Genomic DNA, 24,516 nt, shown 5'->3' with positions numbered 1-24,516 from the left:
GTAGACAAGGAGTTTTTTATTAAGAATTTTTTATATTGTAGTATCCTATAAGGCGTAAGCGAAATTCTTTTAATTCCGGATAAACCTCTAAATTTGCTAACATGCCTCTAATTACCGGAATTCTTGGATTAAGCAATCGCATTTCCGCCTCTAAAACATCTAATGTTACTAGCAGCTCATCGTCCTCTAATTGATCAGCTAGAGTACGCTTAAATCCAATAATTTCTTTTAAAAAATGCTCTTTAACCTGTTCCTTAATGAGCTCTGATTTACAAAGAAATTCTCCAAGCTTTTCTTCGTGTAAAATAGGTTCTTCCGAAGATTCTACCAAGCCATCTACTAAATTATCTACTCTTTTTAAAATAAAAGCAGAGACGTAAGATAAATCAATTTCTGTTGCTTGTAAAATAATTAATTCTAAATACCCACGGCATATGCCTTCCACCATAATTACTAAATCCAATAAATATGGCATAATCTTTTCACCATAAATGGACAATAAACTATTTCGATAAAATGCATGAGACTCTAACTTCATCCGCATCATAAATTCTTCCACTTCTTTATTAAACGGAATCGCATTTTCTCTCGCATGCATAATAATAAACTCTTTATGCTTTTGTATATCATTAAACTGACAATGTAATTGTTTTGCAAATTTTTCACGTGGTAACAAAGACTCTTGCTCAATATCCAGCATTTTCTTTTGAATTTTGTCATAATAATATCGAAGTGTCGCTAATAAAAGCTCATCTTTTGATTTAAAATATAAGTAAAAAGCTCCCTTAGATATACCACTAGCTGTCACGATTTCCTGCACTGATGTCGCATTTACACCCTTAGTAGCAAATAACTTCATAGCCGATTCTATAATTAAACGCTCTTTTTCTTTCATATCTTCTCTCCTAAATTTAATCTCGCATCTTATTATGGATTTATTATACCATCTCTTTTTATTGACGATTGACCAACTGGTCAGTTATATTATGTATTAGACTGACCAGTTGGTCAATATAATACAAAGGGAGCGCAAACATGAACAAAATCATCAATTTCTCGTTAAAAAATAAGTTCGCAGTTTGGCTACTAACCATTATTGTTACTATTGCGGGAATTTACTCTGGCCTCAATATGAAGCTGGAAACAATTCCTGATATTACAACACCGATTGTGACAGTAACTACGGTCTATCCTGGTGCTACACCAGAAGAAGTAGCCGATAAAGTTTCAAAGCCGATGGAAGAACAACTACAAAATTTAAGTGGTGTTAACGTTGTTAGCTCATCATCTTTTCAAAACGCATCTTCTATTCAAGTAGAATACGATTTTGATAAAAATATGGAAAAAGCAGAAACAGAAATTAAAGAAGCTCTCACAAATGTAAAGCTCCCTGACGGTGTTAAAGACCCTAAGGTTTCACGAGTAAACTTCAATGCTTTTCCTGTTATTTCGTTAAGCGTAGCAAGCAAGAATGAATCTTTAGCTACCTTAACTGAAAATGTAGAGAAAAATATTGTACCGGGCTTAAAAGGACTTGATGGTGTTGCATCTGTTCAAATTGCAGGTCAACAAGTAGATGAAGTACAGCTCGTCTTCAAGAAAGATAAAATGAAAGAACTAGGACTAAGTGAAGATACTGTAAAAAATGTAATTAAAGGATCGAATGTATCTTTACCACTTGGCCTATATACGTTTAAAGACACGGAAAAATCAGTTGTTGTAGATGGCAATATTACAACGATTAAAGCATTAAAAGAACTCAAAATCCCAGCTATACCTTCATCACCTAACGGTCAAGGTAGTCAAAATGCTGGCGCTGGTGCACAAACGCCGCAAATGAATCCAGCTGCTATGAACGGAATTCCAACAGTTACATTAGACGAAATTGCTGAAATTAAAGAAGTTGGGAAAGCAGAATCCATTTCTCGAACAAATGGAAAAGAAGCAATTGGAATTCAAATTGTGAAGGCCTCTGATGCAAATACAGTTGATGTTGTAAATGCAGTAAAAGATAAAGTAAAAGATCTTGAGAAAAAATATAAAGATTTAGAGATCATTTCAACATTCGACCAAGGTGCACCTATTGAAAAGTCAGTTGAAACAATGCTAAGCAAAGCAATTTTCGGTGCTATCTTTGCGATTGTTATTATTATGCTGTTCCTACGAAATATTCGAACAACGTTAATCTCTGTCGTTTCAATACCACTTTCGTTATTAATTGCTGTTTTAGTCATAAAGCAAATGGATATTACGCTTAACATTATGACGCTTGGAGCAATGACAGTTGCTATAGGCCGTGTTGTTGATGACTCAATTGTTGTTATTGAAAATATTTACCGACGTATGTCGTTATCAGAAGAGAAATTGCGCGGAAGAGATTTAATTCGTGAAGCTACGAAAGAAATGTTTATTCCGATTATGTCTTCTACCATTGTGACAATCGCTGTATTCTTACCGCTAGGACTTGTAAAAGGTATGATTGGTGAAATGTTCTTACCATTCGCCTTAACTATTGTCTTCGCTTTATTAGCATCGTTACTAGTGGCTGTTACAATCGTACCAATGCTTGCCCATTCCTTATTTAAGAAAGAAAGCACGAGGGAAAAAGAGGTACATCATGAAGAGAAACCAAGCAAATTAGCAAATGGGTATAAACGTATACTTGAATGGGCTTTAAATCACAAAATTATTACATCTAGTATTGCTGTCCTTCTATTAGTTGGTAGTCTCGCACTTGTACCGGTTATCGGTGTAAGTTTCTTACCTTCTGAAGAAGAAAAAATGATTATCGCAACATACAAACCTGAACCAGGTCAAACATTAGAAGACGTTGAAAAAATTGCAACGAAAGCTGAGAAGCACTTCCAAGATAATAAAGACGTGAAAACAATTCAGTTCTCATTAGGTGGAGAGAATCCAATGAGCCCTGGTCAAACAAATCAAGCTATGTTCTTCGTTCAATATGATAACGACACGAAAAACTTCGAAAAAGAAAAAGAACAAGTCGTGAAAGATTTACAAAAAATGTCTGGAAAAGGTGAATGGAAAAACCAAGACTTCGGAGCAAGTGGCGGTAGTAACGAAATTAAACTATACGTTTACGGAGATAGCTCAGAAGACATTAAGCCTGTCGTAAAAGATATTCAAAATATCATGAAGAAAAATAAAGACTTAAAAGATATAGATTCTAGTATTGCAAAAACATATGCAGAGTACACTTTAGTCGCAGATCAAGAAAAGCTGAGTAAAATGGGCTTAACGGCTGCTCAAATTGGAATGGGACTTTCTAATCAACATGATCGCCCTGTTCTGACAACAATTAAAAAAGACGGTAAAGATATCAATGTATATGTAGAAGCTGAAAAACAAAATTATGAAACAATCGATGACTTAACAAATCGCAAAATTACAACACCACTTGGTAATGAAGTAGCTGTAAAAGATGTTATGACTGTAAAAGAAGGTGAAACATCGAATACAGTAACACACCGAGATGGCCGTGTTTATGCAGAGGTTAGTGCAAAATTAACATCTGATGACGTTTCAAAAGCATCTGCTGCAGTCCAAAAAGAAGTAGATAAAATGGATCTTCCTTCTGGTGTAGATGTTTCTATGGGCGGTGTTACTAAAGATATTCAAGAATCATTCAAGCAACTTGGCCTAGCGATGTTAGCTGCGATTGCCATTGTATACTTCGTTCTTGTCGTTACATTTGGCGGTGCCCTTGCACCATTCGCAATTTTATTCTCGCTACCATTCACAATTATTGGGGCCCTTGTTGCCTTATTAATCTCTGGTGAAACATTAAGTGTATCTGCAATGATTGGGGCGCTTATGTTAATCGGTATCGTTGTAACAAACGCAATCGTGCTTATCGACCGCGTTATTCATAAAGAAAATGAAGGTTTATCAACACGTGAAGCTTTATTAGAAGCTGGTGCAACACGCTTGCGTCCTATTCTAATGACTGCAATTGCAACAATCGGAGCTCTTATCCCGCTTGCATTAGGATTTGAAGGTAGCGGCTTAATTTCTAAAGGACTTGGTGTAACAGTAATTGGTGGATTAACAAGTTCAACGTTATTAACACTTCTTATTGTTCCAATTGTTTATGAAGTATTAAGCAAATTTAAAAAGAAAAAAACAAAATAGCAAAAAAATAACCTCGCTAACTGCGAGGTTATTTTTTATTTCCAAACAAGATTAAGAAATCGCCATAACCTTCTTTCTCTAATTCCTCTTTTGGAATAAATCTAAGAGCTGCGGAATTAATGCAGTAACGAAGCCCATTCGGTCCTGGACCGTCTGGAAATACATGCCCAAGATGCGAATCTCCCTCTTTACTTCTCACTTCTGTACGTGTCATATTATGACTCACATCCATCTTTTCTTTCACACTTGCTGACATAACTGGTTTTGTAAAACTAGGCCATCCACATCCACTATCAAATTTATCTAGAGAAGTAAACAACGGCTCACCTGAAACGATATCTACATAAAGACCTTCCTCTTTATGGTTCCAATACTCATTTCGAAATGGTGGTTCTGTACCATTTTCCTGTGTTACATAAAACTGCATCTCATTGAGTTTTTCTTTTAAATGAGCATTATCCTTTGGCCAATGTTCCTTAATAAAAGCATCTCGTCCTGAGCCTTTACGATATAACTCATAGCGGAATGTGTTTTTCTTATGATATCCTTGGTGATATTCTTCAGCTGGATAAAATGTAGCTGCTGGTAGTATTTTTGTCGCAATTGGTTTCGAAAAGCGCCCACTCTGCTCAAGCTCTTCTTTTGAAGCTTCTGCTTTTTTATGTTGTTCTTCATTATGATAAAAAATCACCGTTTCATAAGACTGTCCGCGGTCATGGAATTGTCCCCCAATATCGGTCGGATCAATTTGTCTCCAATATATATTTAACAATTCCTCATACGGCATTTTATTTGCATCAAATGTAATTTGTACCGCTTCATAATGTCCTGTTGTTTCCGAGCACACTTCTTTATACGTTGGGTCCTCTTTATGACCGCCTGTATAACCTGAAACAACCTGTATAATTCCCTCCATCTCTTCAAATGGAGAAACCATACACCAAAAACACCCTCCAGCAAATGTAGCCAATTCTACCTTTTCATTTACAGCCATTACTTCACCCCTATTCTATATTCTCCTTACAGTATGGCATAAGAAACATAATGTTATAAAAGAAAAAGCATCGAACATCGATGCTTTTTCTCTACTTCACTTTATTTTGTTCCAACATCCTTCTCCATTTCATCACTTGTCACATCTAAGACATCTAATAAGAAAATGAAAATTGGAATACCGATAATCAGTCCCCATACACCTAAGAAGTGCTCTGAGAAAATTAATACCATAAAAGTATAGAAAATCGGTAAATTTGTTTTTTGCGACATAAACTTCGGATTTAATACGTAACTTTCAAGCGCATGAATAACTGTTACGATAACTAAAATATAAACAACGTACATAATACCGCCAATATTGTAAGCAATCATACAAAGTGGGAATAACGAAATGATAACCCCCGCTACTGGAATTAAGCCAAGCAAGAAAATCATTAACGCTAAACCTAATAATTGTGGGAATCCTAATATCCATAATGCGATAACTGAAAGAACACAGTTAACAACAGCAATTAAAAATTGCGCTTCGATTACCTTTCCAAATGAACGTGCAAATTTCTTTCCGAAGTACTCAATTTCAGTATAGAAAATTGCAAGCCTGCTTTCTTTAAACTTTACAGTAAAACCAACAATACGAGATTTTTCTAGTAAGAAAAACAAACTCAAAATTAAAGAAAGTAAAACTTGAAGGCCAAATTTACCAACATTCGTAATCGATTTATACAAAATGTCTACGCCTTGTCCTACATATTTAGAAAGCTCCATATGATTGACAGCATTAACTGCATACTTAATTAGTTCACTATCTGGTGGGTTTCTTAAAAATACATTGAATTGGTAAATCAATTGTGAAATTTGTATCGTTAATACTGGTAAATATTTAAATAGCGTAATAGCAATTCCACCAATTAACATTACATATAGAAATGCTATAATAATTTTTCGATTAATAGGCATGAAATGATCTAATTTGCGGGAAATAAACTTTTGGAATCGATCCATTAAATACGTGAGAATAAACGTAATTAATATTAAATTCAACATACTTTGCAGCCCGTATAACACGAGAGCAAGTATTACTAATACGAGTAACCTCTGAAATCCTTTGCTTTGAAACAGGTTTTTTATTTGCATAATCGACGAATACTCTCTCCTGTCCTATAAACTAAAACGTTAATAAGTAGATTTCTCTCTTTTCTACTTTTAATTATTCATTCATATTAAGATTTTTATAAACTCATTATATGCCTATCTTAACAGGTATATAGTAGATTACTTCTTATTTTACAATACAATGACCTAATTCAAAACGTATTCTACATAGTATTAATGAAGATTTAAGGAAACTTACATTTTTTTAAATAGGTCTTACCACTACTGTAACATAAAAAGCAAGCTATCAGTAGAAATCTGTCCTACAAATAGCTTGCTTTTCTTATTTTTTAAGTAAGTTTTACTATCCAATGAATGGCATAAACATTGGGATGACAACTACTGTTACAACCCCAACTACCGTTACAGCAATACTTGCCATCGCTGCCTCTACCTCACCCATTTCAATTCCTACTGCAACTCCTAATGCATGGCCCGCTGTTCCAAGTGCTAAACCTTTTGCAATCGGATGCTTAACTCTAAATGTTTTTAAGAATAATGCCCCTAATGCGTATACGATAACTGCGTTGAAAATAACTGCAAACGATGTAATTGCTGGAATACCACCAATACTTTCTGAGATTGGTAACGCAATTGCTGTTGTTGCTGCTTGTGGTAGCATTGAATTCATTACTGCTGTATCTAAACCGATTGCTTTTGCAACAATGAACACGACAATTACTGAGCAAATAGATCCCACCACGATAGCCGATAAAATTTGCCACCAATATTTTTTCAACTTATCCACTTGCTTGTATAGTGGGATAGCGAATGCAATTGTTGCTGGTTCTAAGAAGAAACTAATCATTTTTCCGCCAGTATTATATTCTTCAAAAGTAAAGTTACCTACCTTTAGAAAGACAATCCCTAATACCATCGCTACAAATAATGGTGTAAATAAGAAGAATCCTTTTGAATGCTTGAATAATAACGTTCCGATCCCGTATGCGATTAATGAAACGACGATTCCGAAATATGGAGTCATTGTGCTTGCCATATTCATTACCTCCTAACAATATATAAATGCAATGGTTACGCAACCTTTCCGTGCTTGCGTCCTTTATTTACTACTTTCAATTCTTTTGTATCTTCTGTTTCTTTTTCATCTTTTCCTAAAATAAATTGTGCAAATAATCCTGTTACAGCTAGTAAAATAACTGTTGCTACAACAATTACAGTTAAAATTTGTACAAAATATTGTCCCATTACACCAAGAGAATTAATAACTGAAATACCTGATGGGACGAAAAGGAATCCGATAATACCTGTTAAAGCTGTTCCAAGTGATTCAACTTGCTCCAATTTAATAACTTTTAAACATAATAGACTAAATAAAATAACTAACCCGATTACCGATGAAGGCATCGGAATTGGTAAATGTGTTGCAATAATATTAGAAATTAACATAATAGCTGAGAATATGAATGCTTGTGATAAGAAACTGTATACTTTTTTCGTGCTCATTTTGGCCACCTCTTTCGATTTGGTACCTTTATTGTATAAGATGTAAGTAACGAGGTAAGCGTTTACATAACAGAACGTCAAATATACAGAATCAGTTACAAATATAAAAGGATGAAATACAAAAGCTGCTTCTTAAATACGAAGCAGCTTCTTGAGTTCTTTGGCATATGTACGGCTAACAGGTACTTTCGATCCTTCTTTCATGATTAAATTATAAGTAGAATTGAACCATGGCTGAATTTCAGTAATATGATTAATATTTGCAATAAAGCTACGATGGACGCGCATGAAGTTTGCTTGTGGTAACTTCTTCTCTAAAATTACAAGTGTATCATGTGTTACATATGTTTCCCTCATTGTTTTTACTGTTACTTTCCCATCTACAAGCCCTACATATATAATATCTTCAATATTCACAAGTACGATTGATTCTTCAATTGGTAATGCTAATTTATGCATCTCTGCTGTTACATCTGTCCCCTTTATTTCGTGCTTCGTTTCTATTTGCGCTTGTTTTTGTTTTTTATACTTCTTTAATGTTTGCACAATACGCTCTTCATCAAATGGTTTTAAAATGTAGTCTAACGCATCTACTTCAAATGCTTGCAACGCATATTGATCATAGGCAGTAGCAAATACAATTGCAGGTGGATTTTTCATCTTCTTTAATATATTCGCGATTTCAAATCCGTTATCATCGGATAATTGAATATCTAAAAATACAATATCTGGTCTACATTGCATTAGTTCTTCTAATGCGTCTTCCACACAATCAGCCTCACCAACTATCTCAACTTCTTTCGTTCTCTCTAATAAATACTTTAGTTCATCACGTGCTAACATTTCATCGTCAACTACTAATACTTTTAACACCTGGCTCTTCCTCCCCTACTTTTTTTGGAATAATAAAGGTAATCTCCGTCCCTTTATTTAATTCACTTTCGATATGAAGCATCGTTTCTTTCCCAAATAACCCAATAAGACGTTCATTAATATTATATAAAGCTGTTCCAGTCCCTTTCTTTGACGAAACTACCATCTTTCCTAATTGTTCTAAACGTTCTTCCTCAATTCCCTGTCCATTATCTTTTACTTCAAAGTGAACCATACCCTCTTTTTCAAAAACATGCACTTCCACTTCACACACTGGTTGCTTCTTCGGAAAAGCATGTCGCAATGCATTTTCAACCAATAGTTGAAGAACAAATGGTGGTACTAAAGTTGTCTTTAGCTCATCCTCAATATACATCTTTACCTCATACTTATTTGGGAACCTTGCTTGTTCTAGTGATAAGTATGCCTGTACATGGTTTAATTCTTGTTCCAGTGGAATCAATAACTGACGTGCTCCTTGCAAATTACAACGGAAATACACGCTAAGCTGTAATAATAACTTCCTTGCTTTTTCTACATCTGTTCGGCATAAAGCTGATACTGTATTAATCGCATTAAATAAAAAGTGCGGGTTAATTTGCGCTTGTAATGCTTTTATCTCCGCATCTTGAAGTAATTTACTTTGCAACTCAGCTTCTCCTAACTCTAACTGCGTGGAGAATATTTTTGCTAACCCTTCTGCTAATTCTTCTTCAACGCGACTTAACTGGTTAGAATTTTCGAAATACAGTTTTAATGTCCCTATCGTATTTCCATGTGAAGTTAGTGGAATAACAATAGCGGCTTGTAAGGGACAGCCTTCATGTTGGCAATTAATAACCTCACGTGATTTCGCCTTCATTATTTGCCCTGTATGTAAAACTTCTTTTGATAAACCAGTTATTAAACTATGTGAAGGAATATGGTGATCTGATGCTAATCCAACGTGCGCTAATATTTTCTCTGTATCTGTTAAAGATACCGCATCTGTTCCTGTAAAGCGGTGAATAATTTGTGCCACATGCTTACACGATTCTTCTGTTAAGCCTTGACGAAAATACGGTAACGTTTTATCAGCAATACGCAATACTTTATGAGTCTGAAGTGCTTTTGCATTCTCCTCCTGACGCAAAATAGCTTGTATCATAGAAAGTAAAATAAAACTTCCAAAACTATTTACAAGAATCATCGGTATCGCTATTGTTTTCACAACGCTAATTCCATCCTCTATAATTAATAAAATCATAAGCATTTCTAAAGATACGATAAAAACACTTAAAACTGCTGAAAACTTAGGAGTAATTGTACGGTTATATTTTTTGAAAATATATCCGATATAACCAGTTATAATCCCCGCTAAAATAGAAGAGATTGCGCAACTTAGCGCTGTCGTACCACCAAGCATATAACGATGAATACCAGCAATAAACCCTACTCCAACTCCTACGATAGGGCCACCAAGTAAGCCGCTAATACCAACACCCATAATACGCGTATTCGCAATTGTACTTGACGAAGAAACACCTTGTAACCAATTTTCATTCATAATTGTATTTCCCGCTATTTCAATCCCAGTGTAATTGCTTACAATTGTAAATACCGAAAAAATACAAATAAGCTTAAGCTTATCTACATAGCCATCCTGTTTATGAAGGAGGCGCCTGAAAGTTTTAATATGAGAGAGTAAAAATCCTAAAATAACTATAAGTCCGACTCGTTCAATCATCATGAGTACTAAATTTAGCATCTTTGATTCATTCCTTTTTATTTAGTTAGTTTTATTATGGGAAAATAATGAAGCCGACGTCAAGAAGAACGAAATGTTTTTTGAAATATTTCACACATAATAACTTCCTCTTTAATTGACAATCCAATAGAAGAGTGCTAAAAATAAAGTAATATAATACAGTCCTTTAACCCAACCCCGTGAGGTTGAGAAGGAAGTCGGAATACAATATACGTATGTTCTTTTTTGGGGATACGTATGCTTTTTTGGCCTTCTCATCATATCAGGTGAGAAGGCCTTTTGTTATTCTTCCATAGCGACTGTAGAAAATAAGGAGGAGTAATAATGAACGTCACTACTGATGTACAACAAACAACAGAGGAGACGAAAGCGAAAAGGTATAAAACATTATTCGGTTCTGCGCTAGGATATGCAGCAGAAGGTTTAGATATGTTGCTATTATCTTTCGTACTTGTCTATATTTTAAAAGAGTTTCACTTAAGTCCTGTTGAAGGTGGAAACTTAACATTAGCTACCACAATAGGGATGTTAATTGGTTCTTATTTATTTGGATTTATTGCTGATTTATTTGGCCGTATTCGTACAATGGCCTTCACAATCTTACTGTTTTCACTAGCAACCGCACTCATTTATTTCGCAACAGACTACTGGCAATTATTAATTCTTCGCTTTTTAGTTGGAATGGGAGTTGGTGGTGAATTCGGAATCGGAATGGCCATTGTAACAGAAACATGGTCTAAAGAAATGCGCGCTAAAGCGACATCTGTTGTTGCACTTGGATGGCAATTTGGTGTACTGATTGCTTCACTCCTTCCAGCATTTATTGTCCCACACTTTGGATGGAGAGCCGTTTTCTTATTTGGATTAATTCCAGCTTTACTAGCTGTCTATGTCCGTAAAAGTTTAAGTGAACCGAAAATATGGGAGCAAAAACAACGCTACAAAAAGGAACTATTGCAAAAAGAAGCTACAGGTAAATTAACAACTACTGAAGCAGAACAACTAAAACATATAAAAAAATTCCCACTTCGAAAATTATTTGCCAATAAAAAAGTAACAATTACAACAATCGGTCTTATTATTATGTCGTTTATCCAGAACTTCGGATATTACGGCATCTTCACATGGATGCCAACTATTTTAGCAAATAAATATAACTATACATTAGCAAAAGCGAGTGGCTGGATGTTTATTTCTACCATCGGTATGCTAATTGGAATTGCAATCTTTGGTATTCTGGCTGATAAAATTGGTCGTCGTAAAACTTTTGCAATTTATTATATTGGTGGTACAGTATACTGTCTCATTTACTTCTTCTTATTCACAGATTCCACATTATTATTATGGGGAAGTGCATTGCTTGGATTCTTTGCAAATGGAATGATGGGAGGGTTTGGGGCAATTTTAGCTGAAAACTACCCTGCTGAAGCTCGCTCTACCGCAGAAAACTTTATTTTCGGTACAGGACGTGGGTTAGCTGGATTTGGGCCTGTTATTATCGGCTTACTCGCTACAGGCGGCAACCTGCTTGGAGCATTGTCCTTGATTTTTATCATCTACCCAATCGGGTTAATTACAATGCTAATATGTGTACCAGAAACAAAGGGAAAAGTATTAGATTAAACGTAAAAGAGGAAGCATCTTATTTAAGATGCTTCCTCTTTTACGTTTTTATTTATTTTGATTTACTAGCCTTCTGAAATAAGAATGCAGTTTTATCTTCTTCTTTTACAATACCTTGTTTTAATGCTAATTCTCCCGCAACTTTAGGCGCTAACCATAGCATTGGGAATAATAAAATTGATACCGGAACTGCCGTCACTACGATAAACGATTGTAGCGCATTAATACTTCCTTCACCCATATATAAAAGAATTGCTGCAACTGCTCCCATAATAAGCGACCAAAATATTCGCAAACTAATTCTAGGATCTCCGTCTCCAGTCACTGCCATTGAAATGGAATACGCCATTGAATCTCCTGTTGTCACTACAAATAAAATTGTTAATAAAAGAAATGCTGGTCCAATAATATTAGAAAGTGGCAATTGCCCTGTAATTGCAATCATAGCTGCCGGCATACCAGATTCACTTAATGCGTCCGAGATAGAACCAGGATTCATTAACTCATAAAACACACCTGATCCACCTAATATAGTAAACCAAAACGTTGTAATAATAGGTGCGATAATTCCAATTGCAACGATGATTTCTCGAATCGTTCTCCCTCTTGAAATTCGACTCACTAAAATTGCCATCATTGGTCCGTATCCAATAAACCATCCCCAGAAAAAGATTGTCCAAGATCCTAACCAACTTGTATCACCACGGTATGTGCTCATCGGTATAAACTCACTTACATAAAATCCAAACGAAGAAACAAACGAATCAATAATAAATCCACCTGGCCCAAATAGTAATATGAATGCCATTAACAAAATTGCTAATCTAACATTTAAATTACTTATAATTTGAATCCCTTTATCAATACCTGTTACTGCCGATATGGTAGACACGGCCACTACACAAACAATAATTGCCAATTGAGTAGTAAACACATCAGAAATTCCAAATAATTCTTGTAACCCATAACTTGCTTGTAAACCTAAAAATCCAATGGGGCCAATTGTACCTGCAGCTACTGCAATAATTGCAGCTGCATCAATTATCGTTCCAAGCAGGCTCTTTCTTAATTTTTCCCCAAAAATAGGATATAAAAGTGTTCGAGGTTTTAGCGGCATACCTTTATGATAATGTCCATACATCATAACTACCGCACTAATTGTACCTAAAATCGTCCATGCTAAAAATCCCCAATGCATATAACTTTGTGCTAAAGCAGGCATGACTGCTTCTTTCGTTCCAGCAGATATACCATCATGTATTGGTGGCACCGTCATCAAATGGTACATTGGCTCTGCTGCTGCCCAAAAAACGCCACCTCCGGCAAGTAATGTAGACATAATAATAGCAAGCCATTTTGCCGTACTAATCTCAGGTTTTTCTAATCCCCCAAGTTTAACTCTCCCATATTTGGAGAACGCCATACACATCGCAACAATAAATGTACCTAATAATAAAACTTGCCAGAAGGCACCAAAATATTTAATTGAAAAAGCGAAACTGTTATTAATCGCACTCTCTACATAATCCTTGTTCAAAAAAACTGCAATTACAAATAATAAAAGTGAACCACCGCTAATAATAAATACAGGCCAATCAGTTTTTCGACTCTTCATCCTCATTTACACTTCCTCCTTCCTCAGCAATCTAAAAAAACAACTTTATTATGTTTTATTGTTTAAACCCAAAACAAAATAATTATATATGCATAACATTTTATCGACTTCCCACATACTTATGTTGTCCCTAAAAATATGCCAAATCCCTTATTAAAAAGAAAAAATCTCTTTCTCTTACATAAAAAAGCAAAACAAAAGACCTTATATTTCTATAAGGTCTTCGAAACAGAAATTTGATTATAACATAAGGAACTCCTTGGTTCAAAAATCCTCTTCCAAAAATAACCGAGAGTAAAGGCTTCCATTTGCTACATAACAGTAATTAAAAAAATTATATTTTGCAGAAAAAAACTGCACTAAATATTATTTATGAAAGAAATTTGGCTTCAAAATTTCATTCGGATACGGTTTGTGATAAATATGAGTGGTAGCTGGAGATAATGGTGGAATAAGCCACACCCAATTACCTGTTACAACACGACCACAAGCAGCTTCTTGCTTCTCAAATTGCTGAAATTGTTGTGCAGCAGTATGATGATCAACAATACTAACTCCTTGTTTTTTAAAAGAGTGTAGTACGGCAATATTCAACTCAATTAGCGCCTTATCCTTCCATAACGTACCGTTTCTCGATGTATCTAAATCCATCATCTCCGCAACAGCCGGAAGTAAATTATAACGATCATGATCCGCTAAGTTGCGCGCCCCGATTTCTGTTCCCATATACCATCCATTGAACGGAGCAGCTGTATAAGAAATACCGCCAATTTCTAAGCACATATCCGAGATCATTGGAACCCCATACCATTTTGCTCCAAGTGATGAAATAGGGTATTCTGGGTGTTCAATTGGCACTTCTTTTACTTCTTTCCTCGGAATTTCTTTATATGTAGGCGCCTTCCCGTTTATAGAAAACACAAGTGGCAATACATCGAAATTCGTACCTTCTCCTTGCCAGCCAAGCTCCTGACAAAAGTCCGTAAATGTAGCGGAATGAGAGTCACCGATCACTCCCATTTCTGTTTTATATCCTGCATATCGAATCAATTGGTGATTATAAATTCGTATATTATTTTCCTCACCTTGATATTGCTTAAAAATCGTAATGGTTGGTTTAACTTTCCCGTCGTTCGTTGCATATTTAATATGATGAATTAATGCATTATATACACCCTCTTCATCATTTACTTCGCGCGCATCTAATATGTGCATCTTACTCCAAAATAGTCTTCCAATACATCTATTACTGTTACGCCATGCCATTCGTGAACCATGAACAAGTTCTTCAAATGTATGCTCATATGTCCCTGTCTTCTCTACCTCAATTTGAATTTCTTTTATACGTTCTTCTATCAATTGTTCTTTATGAAGCTCTTTATAACAAATCGTAATAAAATTACTTGCTTCCTCTATTAATTGTTTCGTTTCACTCATAAACAATCTCCTTCTATTTCAACAAAACCCTGATACTTTACAGTATAAGCAAAAAGGATAGGAGTCACAAATGAAAGCGAGAGTGTTACTTTTATTGTAATATTTTTCAGAAAATTAACGAACTTACTATTGACTTCCATAGAAAATGAGTGTATTTTTGACTCAGGTAAAGTATTTTTACCTAGACCAACTTTTGAATAGAAAGGAGGGAATGTTATGTCTTCATTTCAATTGCCAAAGCTTTCATATGACTATGATGAACTAGAGCCACATATCGATAGCAATACACTTTCCATTCATCATGGAAAGCACCATGCGACATACGTAAACAATTTAAATGCTACTTTAGAAAATTATACTGAATTACATAATAAATCTTTAGAAGAATTGCTATGTAATTTAGATGCTTTACCGAAGGAAATTGTTACAGCTGTACGAAATAACGGTGGTGGTCACTATTGTCATAGTCTTTTTTGGGAAGTGATGAGCCCACGAGGTGGCGGTGAGCCTAATGGAGACGTTGCAAAAGTAATTGATTATTATTTCAATACCTTTGACAACTTAAAAGATCAACTTTCCAAAGCAGCTATTAGTCGTTTTGGAAGTGGCTATGGATGGCTTGTTCTTGACGGTGAGGAACTCTCTGTTATGAGTACACCAAATCAAGATACGCCTTTGCAAGAAGGAAAAATCCCCTTACTCGTAATTGATGTATGGGAACATGCTTATTATTTAAAGTATCAAAATCGGCGCCCCGAGTTTGTTACCAACTGGTGGCATACAGTAAACTGGGACCAAGTAAACGAGAAGTATTTACAAGCAATTCAATCGCAAAAACATTAGTCGTACGTATAAGGTAAATTTGGTAATGTAAAATCAGTATTGTCGAAATCCTCCAGAATCCCCCGGATTGCCACCGGGGGATTTATGATTACTTCATTGTATTTATATAATGTTTTAAAACATTTTTTATTTCTATTTTCAGCTCTCGGAACAAAAATCCAAATTCACGAGCCTTTCCATTATGTAACGTACAGTTAGTTACCTCATTATAAGGAGCTATATTTTCCCCAGCTTCCTGGATAAGTGCTTTTATTCCCGTCTTCTCTTCTATGAAATGAATAATTTCTTCCGTAGAAACTACCCCGTTACTACAGGCGTTAATTGGTCCTTTCACATTTTCCATTCCGCACCAAGCTAGAAACTCTCCTGCCTCTTTTTCATGTATAAATGACAAATTTCCATCTACATGATCCACAACGATAGGGTTTTGGTTCACAACACATTCAACGTAAAATTGTAACCTTTTCGTATAATCCTTTTCTCCAATAACAACTGGAAAACGCACTGCAACGACTGGGAATGTTGCATATTGAAATAAAACCGCTTCGGCTAATCGCTTTCCTTCACTATAATTAAAATCATTCCTATCTCCATATGTAATTGCATATTCGTATGGATTAAAGTCCTCTTCTAACAAGCTTAATGCAGGTTCATAGACAGCCATTGAAGATGTCATAATATACTTCTTCGTTTTTCCTTTCAAAACTTCACATACCATTTTCGCTGCATTTGAACTATAGCATAAATTATCGTATACAATATCATAACTTTTTCCTTCTAGACGCTCTTCTAGTAGTTTTCCATCTTCTCTATCGACAATTATTCTTTTTACTGCGTTACCAAAAGAATCTTCAGTAACTCCCCTCGTGGCAATTGTTACATCGTGTCCAGCTTGCAAAAGGTACTCTACTAAATGTTTACCAAAAAATCTTGTTCCTCCTAGCACCAACACTTTCTTCAATTTCATCATCCCCATTTTTGCAATTTATAAAATACTACTTCTTTTATTATAAAAGGCTACTATAAAAAAAAGCATGAAATCAGTTTAACGATTCCATGCTTTTATGCAGATAATATATTAACGGACTCTATATTTAAAAATACAATAACAAAAGTACAAAATAGAAATTACTGATACATAAACCCATAGTTCATATACAAATCCCTCTCCCCACACTCCCATAAAATAAAATAGTGAAGGTAAAGTCAATGTTACCCATGATTGTACGAAGGCGATTCTTCCGAGATATTGATTAATATTCTTTTTTTGTGTATTTAGCACAAAGAATAAGTACCAAAGTAATGCCCACATAAACCATGTTAACGCATTAACAACATCATGAAATTGAACAAATGAAACAACCATATAGAATAAGGCTATAATTGCTACCCAAATACAAAACCATCCTAGACCACTACTATCCATTCCCTTTATAAAAGTAACACCTACATATAAATAGGTTAATCCAAATAAGAAAGTAGCCGCATATGAATACACTGTCCAATTGCTTTGGTCAGAAATCATGATCAAATAAAACGGAATAATAATTTGTAGTGCACCCACAAATAAATTAAAAACACCCGCACTTTTCATCTCTGCTTTCCCTAATATAACAAGACTATTTAAAAATAAAGCTGCCCCTGAAAGTAATAATCCTACATAACCCATATATACTCGTGTGAAAATCTTTACCTTTCACACTTTTAACCTCCCCACACTATAAAGTGATACTTATATTATTTTTCTTCCCATTTAAAACTACATACATAATTTTTCATCTGTATAAGTCAGACCTCCTACCTTAAAAAGGAGCGAACTTAAAACGCTTTCAATAATAAATAATCCTATCAAAACATGAACTAGGATTCCTTGATTATAAACGGACTCTAGCGATGATACAAGTGTTGGAATACATTTCAATAATACGCTTTCAATTTCCATAAAAAATGAATAAAATAATACATTCCTCTATCTCATTCTACTACCTTCTAGCATAAGATATTGTAAAATCCTATCATTTTAAGAAAGGTTTGATATTTATGCCTCTTCATTATCCAAATCATTCTGTTTTTCACTCTACAGGTGTATTAACAAGAGAACCTGCAACTATTTCAGCGGTCATAAACATTGTAAATTTAGATGCATATTACGCTCACTATGTAAATATAGAAGTGTGGGATTGGTCTAATTATTCTAATCCTGTAAAGTTACCTGTATTAATTGGTGAAAATGCAGAAGTAGAATTCCCATATGTTTTACAAGGCAATCATCTCGCAGTCTTTTATGCTAATTTAGATGAGACTATTGATTTGTATGAAATACGTATTTCTTATCCCGCTCACTCCAATATTATTGCAAATTGTTTCGGGCGAAGTCTCCCACCATATACAAGTCAAGAGGGAAACACAGTATATCACAAACAACTTGTTCGAATTCATTAATTCCTCCTATTATGTAATAGGTGGTGGTCCGTAATACATTCTTTCTTATGAGAAAATTGTATTACGGACCTAAAACGCGATAGTAACCCTTAACAGTTTTTGATTGTTTCAAATCCTCAATTTTGTATAAGGAATAGGCTTGAATCAAAACCTTTAATTTCTTTTAATAAATTTACATATGCTCGCTGAAATTGCTCTTGTGTTGCTGGCTGATCATAAAATAAAACTTTAATCAGTTGGGGTTTTACAGGCAGTTGATCCCTCATCTATATCCTTTCCGATAATTTTCCTTATTTATAACAATACCTTTGTAGCACTTTTCAATCTTTATTCACTTACTACTAGGCTATATTAAATACACTTTCGTTCTAAGACGAGAAATAGAGCGCATACTTAATAATCAATACCTTTACTAATATTGAAAGTATCGATTCCTACACGTGTTGCCAGTCAAATATTCCTATAAAACAGGGAACGTTCTTTTCTAGGTTAGGTAATAAACTTAATAAAAAATGAATATAAAAAATGACCTCTTGCTTTTAAGCAAAGGTCATTTTTTTATTCATCATTAAACTTCTAAATAGCCATTTTTATTATTTGATTGCCATTTCCAAGAATCTGCACACATCTCTTCTAATCCGCGTGTTGCCTCCCAGCCTAATTCACGCTTTGCTTTCGATGCATCAGCAAAACATACTGCCACATCACCTGGGCGACGCTCTGTGATTTTATAAGGAACTTTCTTGCCCGAAACTTTTTCAAATGCTTCAACCATCTCTAGTACACTATAGCCCATGCCTGTGCCCAGGTTATAAGCATCTACTCCTGTTGTACTCATTACTTTCTCAAGCGCCTTTACGTGACCATTTGCTAAGTCCACAACATGGATGTAATCACGGACTCCTGTTCCATCTTTCGTTGGATAGTCATTTCCGAATACACTTAATTCTTTTAACTTACCTACTGCTACTTGCGTTACATATGGCATTAAGTTATTTGGGATTCCATTTGGATCTTCTCCGATACGCCCACTTTCGTGTGCACCAAATGGATTGAAATAGCGAAGTAATGCGATACCCCATTCTGCATCTGCAAATGCTACATCACGCATAATTTGCTCAATCATTAATTTCGTTTGACCATATGGATTTGTTGCACTTAATGGAAACTCCTCCGTAATCGGTGACGTTTCCGGGATACCATATACAGTTGCAGATGAACTAAAGATCATCTTCTTTACATTATGTTTCTGCATTACTTCACATAGCACTAACGTGCTTGTAATGTTGTTATGATAATATGTTAATGGAATCGCTACTGACTCCCCTACAGCTTTAAATCCTGCAAAGTGAATAACTGCTTCAATTACATTTTCTTCAAAAATTGCGTCAAGCGCTTCGCGATTTAAAACATCTTCTTTATAAAACTTAAATTGTTTTCCTGTTATTTCTTTCACTCGATTTATGGATTCTACCGAGCTATTCGAAAGATTATCCACTACTATAACTTCGTAACCGCTATTTAGTAATTCTACACATGTATGACTACCAATATATCCTGCTCCACCTGTTACAAGTATTGCCATAATTATAGTCCTCCATATTTCATTCATTATAAACTTCTCAAAGTATATCACATATTTCTTATCCTATGTTTAACATGCGAACACAGAAACTTACATTTTATCCCATAATAATTTTATAACATATACGATTCTAATCAGGTAATAAAAAAAACGCCACATAATAAAAATTATGTGGCGTTTTTTTATTAAATTACGTAACAATATACACTTAGAAAATGCGCAAGACTACCTAATAATACAAAAACATGAAAAATTTCATGATGTCCCATATATTTAAACTCTAGCCATTTTGGCTTTGTGCCATAAATAAATCCACCAATTGTATAAAAAATGCCCCCAAGTACTAAGAAAACAATACCTCCTGTACTTAAATTCTCAGCTAACGGTGCAAAGAACAAAACAATTAACCAACCCATCGTAATATAAATTGCTGTCGATAACCATCTTGGACAATTAAACCAAAACATTTTAAACACAATACCACAAATCGCAGTTGCATAGACTAAACAAAATAATAGCAAACCACTTGCTGAATTTAATGTAATTAAGCAAAAGGGTGCATATGTACCTGCAATTAATATAAAAATCATAGAATGATCTAGCTTCCTAAAGAAGTAAATAACACGTTCATTGGCCACAACACTATGATACACAGCTGACGCCGCATAAAGGACCATCATTCCAATACCAAACAAAATAACAGCTGTAATTGCAGCAAATGATGGCATCTTAATAGAAACTTTCACAAGCATAGCTAATAAGGCAATAAATGATAAGATCGCTCCACCTAAGTGAGTAAATGCGTTAACTGGTTCCCTTACATAAGTATTCATAATAACACCCCTCATATAATTACATGTAGTTTTGATAACTACATGTAATTATATACACATTTCTTTTTAAGGTCAACATTTACAATTCATTTGTTTCGTAATACCATATTTAAAGATATATTAAACATTAAGTTCCACTAAGTTATAAAAGTGAGGGATTCTACGTGGAAAATATAAATGAATTACTTGAGACATTACATTTAGAAAAAAATATTAAACTTGAGGATATTCCAAATGTTGACTTATATGTAGACCAAGTTGTCCAACTATTTGAGAATACTTATGCAGATACAACGAGAACTGATGATGAAAAAGTATTAACAAAAACGATGATTAATAATTACGCAAAAGGGAAACTATTCATCCCTATCAAAAATAAAAAGTATTCAAAAGAGCATATGATTTTAATTAGCCTGATTTACCAATTAAAGGGAGCTCTCTCCATTAACGACATAAAAAGTTCATTAGAAAATATAAATGACTCCTTATTAAACGATGATTCATTTGAATTAAATGCGTTATATAAAAATTATCTTGCTCTTACTGCAAGCAATGTCGAAAACTTTAAACAAGACGTAAATAAACGTGTTACAGAAGTAAATAAGATTTCTTCCTTAGAAGGTACAAAGCTAGAAAAATTTCTACTATTAACATCCTTCGTGACTATGAGTAATATGTATAGACGTTTAGCAGAGCAACTAGTTGATGATTTGAAAAAATCATAAATAAAAAACTATCCACCTATTAAAGTGGATAGTTTTTTATTTACTTAATTGCCTCATGAACTTTTAATTGTTTCCCTTTAATCGTTGTAGTCTTCATGACTTTCAAGACAAGTGGTCCTTTTCCATTTAATATTTCAACGTAAGAAACGTTATCTTGTATCGTAATAATGCCTATATCTTCTGCTGTAACACCTTTAATTTTAGCAATTGTACCGACGAAATCTACCGCTCTAATTTTCTTTTTCTTCCCGCCATTAAAGTACAGCTTCATAATGCCTTTGTTTATGTCCGCATTTTTATCTTTCTTAATAATTGGTTTAGCATGTATCTTTTCTTCAAATGCAGCTTTCTCTTTCATAACTTCTTCTTTTGAAGGTCCAATTGCCTTTGGAATTTCAAAACCAATATAATCCTCAATCTCTTCTAAAAATCTATTTTCATATGGTGTTATAAATGTAATAGCTTTTCCACTATTTCCAGCTCGTCCCGTTCTTCCAGTACGATGTACATAGCTTTCTTTTTCAAGTGGAATATCATAATTAATAACATGTGTAATATTATCAATATCAATTCCTCTCGCAGCTACGTCTGTTGCTACTAAATAACGGAATTTTCCTTTTCTAAAATCATCCATGACTTCAAAACGATCTTCTTGTACCATACCACCATGTATTTTGTCACAAGGATAATTAGCTCGTTTTAGCTGTCTATATACATGATCTACATTTTCTTGTGTACGGCAGAAAATAATACAACTATCAGGATTCTCAATCATTGTTACATCTTTAAGTAGTGAAAACTTCTCGTCTTCTATCGCCTCAAAAAGAGTATGTTCAATTTTATCCGTTGTAATCCCAGCTGCTTTAATTTCAATATGAGTTGGTGAATTCATATATGTACGAGACAATTTTTCAACATCTTCTGGAAGTGTTGCTGAAAATAACATTGTCATTCTTTTTGTAGGTAATTCATCAATAATTGCCTCTACTTGATCGATAAAGCCCATATTTAGCATCTCATCTGCTTCATCAATAACTAAATACTTCAAACACTCTAAAGAAAGGGTACCCTTCTCAATATGATCCAATACACGACCAGGAGTCCCAACTACAATGTGTGTCTTTTGCTTTAATTCTAATTTTTGACGTGCAAATGGAGATTTCCCATAAACTGCCGCAGCCTTAATCCTTTTGAATCGACCTATATTTGTAATATCTTCTTTTACCTGCACCGCAAGCTCTCTCGTTGGTGTTAAAACTAATGCTTGTGGTTTATTCTCTTCCCACTCCACCATTTCACAAAGTGGAATACCAAATGAAGCTGTTTTTCCACTTCCAGTCTGAGACTTCACAACAAGATCCTTCTTTTGTAATGCGACTGGAATAACCTCACCTTGTACTTCTGTTGGATGATCATATCCTAACCCAGTAAGTGCCCTTACAATTTCCTTACTTAATTTATAATCAGAAAAACTTTTTTTACTCATATATTAACCTCATTTTATTATGTATTATTTTCTTTTTTATCTTTTGTATACGTTACTATTACCCTACTTATTATACTTGAAACCTTACATAAAAAGGTGGTTCATACCAGATTCCTCTTTTTATATAGAAATAAACCTTATCATTTCATATATTGTTCAACTAATTGATAACATCTTTTGCTCGTATTGTTAGCATTGACTCTTTCATGGTATCCTCCATCCCACTCCAAAAAAATAAAAAGAATACATACAACCTTATATAATTATCTCAATTTTTCAATCTTTACCATAAACGAACAATATAAATAAAAATACATTTTAAATTCGTTTTTAACGTTATTTTTCAGATGTAACATCTAGTTTTTCAAAAAATGTTAAGAAATCCTTTGACTTCTTAATAAAAATAATGTAAATTATCCTATGGACGAACATTTTTGATTAATAAAAATAAAATATTCGTATTTTAGGGGTGTAAATGATGGAAAACGTATTCGACTATGAAGATATTCAATTAATTCCTGCAAAATGTATTGTAAATAGCCGCTCTGAATGTGATACAACTGTCACTTTAGGAAAACATAAATTTAAATTACCTGTCGTGCCTGCAAATATGCAAACGATTATTGATGAAAGAATCGCAACTTATTTAGCTGAAAACAATTACTTCTATATCATGCATCGTTTCCAACCAGAGAAACGAATCTCATTCATTAGAGATATGCAATCACGTGGATTAATCGCTTCTATCAGCGTTGGTGTAAAAGAGGACGAATATGAATTCGTACAACAATTAGCTGCTGAGCAAATTACACCTGAATATATCACGATTGATATCGCACACGGTCATTCTAATGCTGTGATCAACATGATTCAACATATAAAAAAACATTTACCAGAGAGCTTCGTTATCGCTGGAAACGTTGGAACTCCAGAAGCGGTAAGAGAATTAGAAAATGCTGGTGCTGATGCAACAAAAGTTGGTATTGGACCTGGTAAAGTTTGTATTACTAAAATTAAAACAGGCTTCGGAACTGGTGGTTGGCAGCTAGCTGCACTTCGCTGGTGTGCAAAAGCTGCAAGTAAGCCAATTATCGCTGATGGTGGTATTCGTACACACGGCGACGTAGCTAAATCTATTCGATTTGGGGCAACTATGGTCATGATCGGTTCTCTATTCGCTGGTCACGAAGAGTCTCCAGGGGAAACAATCGAAAGAGATGGCAAACTTTATAAAGAATACTTCGGTTCTGCTTCTGAATTCCAAAAGGGTGAGAAGAAAAACGTTGAAGGTAAGAAAATGTTCGTTGAGCATAAAGGTTCTTTAGAAGATACGTTAATCGAAATGGAACAAGATCTTCAATCTTCTATCTCTTACGCTGGCGGAACAAAATTAGATGCTATTCGTACTGTAGATTATGTTGTCGTGAAAAACTCGATTTTCAACGGCGATAAAGTATATTAATTCTTAAATTTAAAAAGAAGGACAAGCATAAAAGTGCTTGTCCTTCTTTTTAATATATAAAAACATAAAATATTTTTATTT

20 protein-coding genes are annotated in these 24,516 nt (G+C 34.4%); 6 read left to right on the top strand and 14 right to left on the bottom strand.

The features are described 5' to 3' along the window. Window positions 1–19: 19 nt before the first annotated feature. Window positions 20–895, bottom strand: coding sequence for a TetR/AcrR family transcriptional regulator (locus MR167_RS04120; protein WP_000659642.1), 876 nt, complete (start codon window positions 893–895; stop codon window positions 20–22). Window positions 896–1,035: 140 nt separating this feature from the next. On the opposite strand from MR167_RS04120, the gene MR167_RS04115 reads away from it, so the two are divergent. Next, window positions 1,036–4,152 carry an efflux RND transporter permease subunit gene (locus MR167_RS04115; protein ID WP_242313993.1) on the top strand — a complete coding sequence of 1,039 codons (3,117 nt, stop codon included), beginning with the start codon at window positions 1,036–1,038 and terminating at the stop codon, window positions 4,150–4,152. A 28-nt stretch (window positions 4,153–4,180) separates the two neighbouring features. Here the strand turns inward: MR167_RS04115 and msrB are convergent, their stop codons facing one another. The 6 genes from msrB to lytS all read right to left on the bottom strand — a co-directional run bounded on the left by msrB (window position 4,181) and on the right by lytS (window position 10,384). Then, window positions 4,181–5,146 (bottom strand): peptide-methionine (R)-S-oxide reductase MsrB, encoded by a 966-nt coding sequence (gene msrB / locus MR167_RS04110; protein ID WP_016099345.1) that lies wholly within the window; start codon window positions 5,144–5,146, stop codon window positions 4,181–4,183. 101 nt (window positions 5,147–5,247) lie between these two features. Then, on the bottom strand, window positions 5,248–6,282 hold the full coding sequence (locus tag MR167_RS04105) for an AI-2E family transporter (protein WP_001166012.1): 1,035 nt from the start codon (window positions 6,280–6,282) through the stop codon (window positions 5,248–5,250). A gap of 322 nt (window positions 6,283–6,604) precedes the next feature. Continuing rightward, a complete protein-coding gene (gene lrgB / locus MR167_RS04100; protein ID WP_000168869.1) occupies window positions 6,605–7,297 on the bottom strand; it encodes an antiholin-like protein LrgB in 693 nt (230 codons plus the stop codon). A 35-nt stretch (window positions 7,298–7,332) separates the two neighbouring features. After that, on the bottom strand, window positions 7,333–7,764 hold the full coding sequence (gene lrgA / locus MR167_RS04095) for an antiholin-like murein hydrolase modulator LrgA (protein WP_000104901.1): 432 nt from the start codon (window positions 7,762–7,764) through the stop codon (window positions 7,333–7,335). 132 nt (window positions 7,765–7,896) lie between these two features. Next, a complete protein-coding gene (locus tag MR167_RS04090) occupies window positions 7,897–8,637 on the bottom strand; it encodes a LytR/AlgR family response regulator transcription factor (RefSeq protein ID WP_000921846.1) in 741 nt (246 codons plus the stop codon). Beyond that, window positions 8,615–10,384: a two-component system sensor histidine kinase LytS gene (gene lytS, locus MR167_RS04085; RefSeq protein ID WP_242313991.1), complete on the bottom strand. Its 1,770-nt coding sequence runs from the start codon at window positions 10,382–10,384 to the stop codon at window positions 8,615–8,617. Before lytS ends, MR167_RS04090 begins: the two co-directional genes overlap by 23 nt. A 324-nt stretch (window positions 10,385–10,708) precedes the next feature. Between lytS and MR167_RS04080 the strand changes: the two genes are divergently transcribed. Next, entirely contained in the window at window positions 10,709–12,007 is a 1,299-nt protein-coding gene (locus MR167_RS04080) for an MFS transporter (protein WP_001103414.1), read from the top strand. Window positions 12,008–12,059: 52 nt separating this feature from the next. Here MR167_RS04080 and MR167_RS04075 read toward each other — a convergent pair whose 3' ends face one another. Both MR167_RS04075 and MR167_RS04070 read right to left on the bottom strand, forming a co-directional pair. Further along, window positions 12,060–13,628, bottom strand: coding sequence for a BCCT family transporter (locus MR167_RS04075; RefSeq protein WP_001242450.1), 1,569 nt, complete (start codon window positions 13,626–13,628; stop codon window positions 12,060–12,062). A gap of 360 nt (window positions 13,629–13,988) precedes the next feature. Next, window positions 13,989–15,059, bottom strand: coding sequence for a nitric oxide synthase oxygenase (locus tag MR167_RS04070; RefSeq protein ID WP_000005086.1), 1,071 nt, complete (start codon window positions 15,057–15,059; stop codon window positions 13,989–13,991). Window positions 15,060–15,275: 216 nt separating this feature from the next. Here MR167_RS04070 and sodA point away from each other — a divergent pair, with 216 nt between their 5' ends. Continuing rightward, window positions 15,276–15,902 (top strand): superoxide dismutase [Mn], encoded by a 627-nt coding sequence (gene sodA / locus MR167_RS04065; RefSeq protein WP_000094037.1) that lies wholly within the window; start codon window positions 15,276–15,278, stop codon window positions 15,900–15,902. A gap of 88 nt (window positions 15,903–15,990) precedes the next feature. Here sodA and MR167_RS04060 read toward each other — a convergent pair whose 3' ends face one another. Beyond that, complete coding sequence (locus MR167_RS04060; protein ID WP_242313989.1) at window positions 15,991–16,878, bottom strand: NAD-dependent epimerase/dehydratase family protein; 888 nt, start codon at window positions 16,876–16,878, stop codon at window positions 15,991–15,993. A 102-nt stretch (window positions 16,879–16,980) separates the two neighbouring features. Beyond that, window positions 16,981–17,571, bottom strand: a complete 591-nt coding sequence (locus tag MR167_RS04055; protein ID WP_000542567.1) for an AmiS/UreI family transporter — start codon at window positions 17,569–17,571, stop codon at window positions 16,981–16,983. Between the two features lie 371 nt (window positions 17,572–17,942). On the opposite strand from MR167_RS04055, the gene MR167_RS04050 reads away from it, so the two are divergent. Next, the gene (locus MR167_RS04050; RefSeq protein WP_001128270.1) at window positions 17,943–18,344 is read left to right on the top strand and encodes a hypothetical protein; all 402 of its coding nucleotides are present in this window, start codon (window positions 17,943–17,945) and stop codon (window positions 18,342–18,344) included. A 568-nt stretch (window positions 18,345–18,912) separates the two neighbouring features. On the opposite strand, the gene galE is transcribed toward MR167_RS04050, so the two are convergent. Both galE and trhA read right to left on the bottom strand, forming a co-directional pair. Next, window positions 18,913–19,929, bottom strand: a complete 1,017-nt coding sequence (gene galE, locus MR167_RS04045) for a UDP-glucose 4-epimerase GalE (RefSeq protein WP_000996551.1) — start codon at window positions 19,927–19,929, stop codon at window positions 18,913–18,915. A gap of 185 nt (window positions 19,930–20,114) precedes the next feature. After that, window positions 20,115–20,762, bottom strand: coding sequence for a PAQR family membrane homeostasis protein TrhA (gene trhA / locus MR167_RS04040; protein ID WP_001099726.1), 648 nt, complete (start codon window positions 20,760–20,762; stop codon window positions 20,115–20,117). A 164-nt stretch (window positions 20,763–20,926) separates the two neighbouring features. Between trhA and MR167_RS04035 the strand changes: the two genes are divergently transcribed. Beyond that, on the top strand, window positions 20,927–21,487 hold the full coding sequence (locus MR167_RS04035) for a DUF1836 domain-containing protein (protein ID WP_000427875.1): 561 nt from the start codon (window positions 20,927–20,929) through the stop codon (window positions 21,485–21,487). A gap of 40 nt (window positions 21,488–21,527) precedes the next feature. Here the strand turns inward: MR167_RS04035 and MR167_RS04030 are convergent, their stop codons facing one another. Next, a complete protein-coding gene (locus MR167_RS04030; RefSeq protein WP_000039346.1) occupies window positions 21,528–22,973 on the bottom strand; it encodes a DEAD/DEAH box helicase in 1,446 nt (481 codons plus the stop codon). Window positions 22,974–23,451: 478 nt separating this feature from the next. Here MR167_RS04030 and guaC point away from each other — a divergent pair, with 478 nt between their 5' ends. Further along, window positions 23,452–24,435 (top strand): GMP reductase, encoded by a 984-nt coding sequence (gene guaC, locus MR167_RS04025; RefSeq protein WP_000432438.1) that lies wholly within the window; start codon window positions 23,452–23,454, stop codon window positions 24,433–24,435. Window positions 24,436–24,516: the final 81 nt, after the last annotated feature.

Source organism: Bacillus cereus group sp. BfR-BA-01355 (assembly GCF_022663675.1).
Taxonomy (GTDB): Bacteria; Bacillota; Bacilli; order Bacillales; family Bacillaceae_G; genus Bacillus_A; species Bacillus_A thuringiensis_S.
Note: the sequence above shows the minus strand (reverse complement) of the source record. Positions and strands in the feature narration are given on the sequence as shown.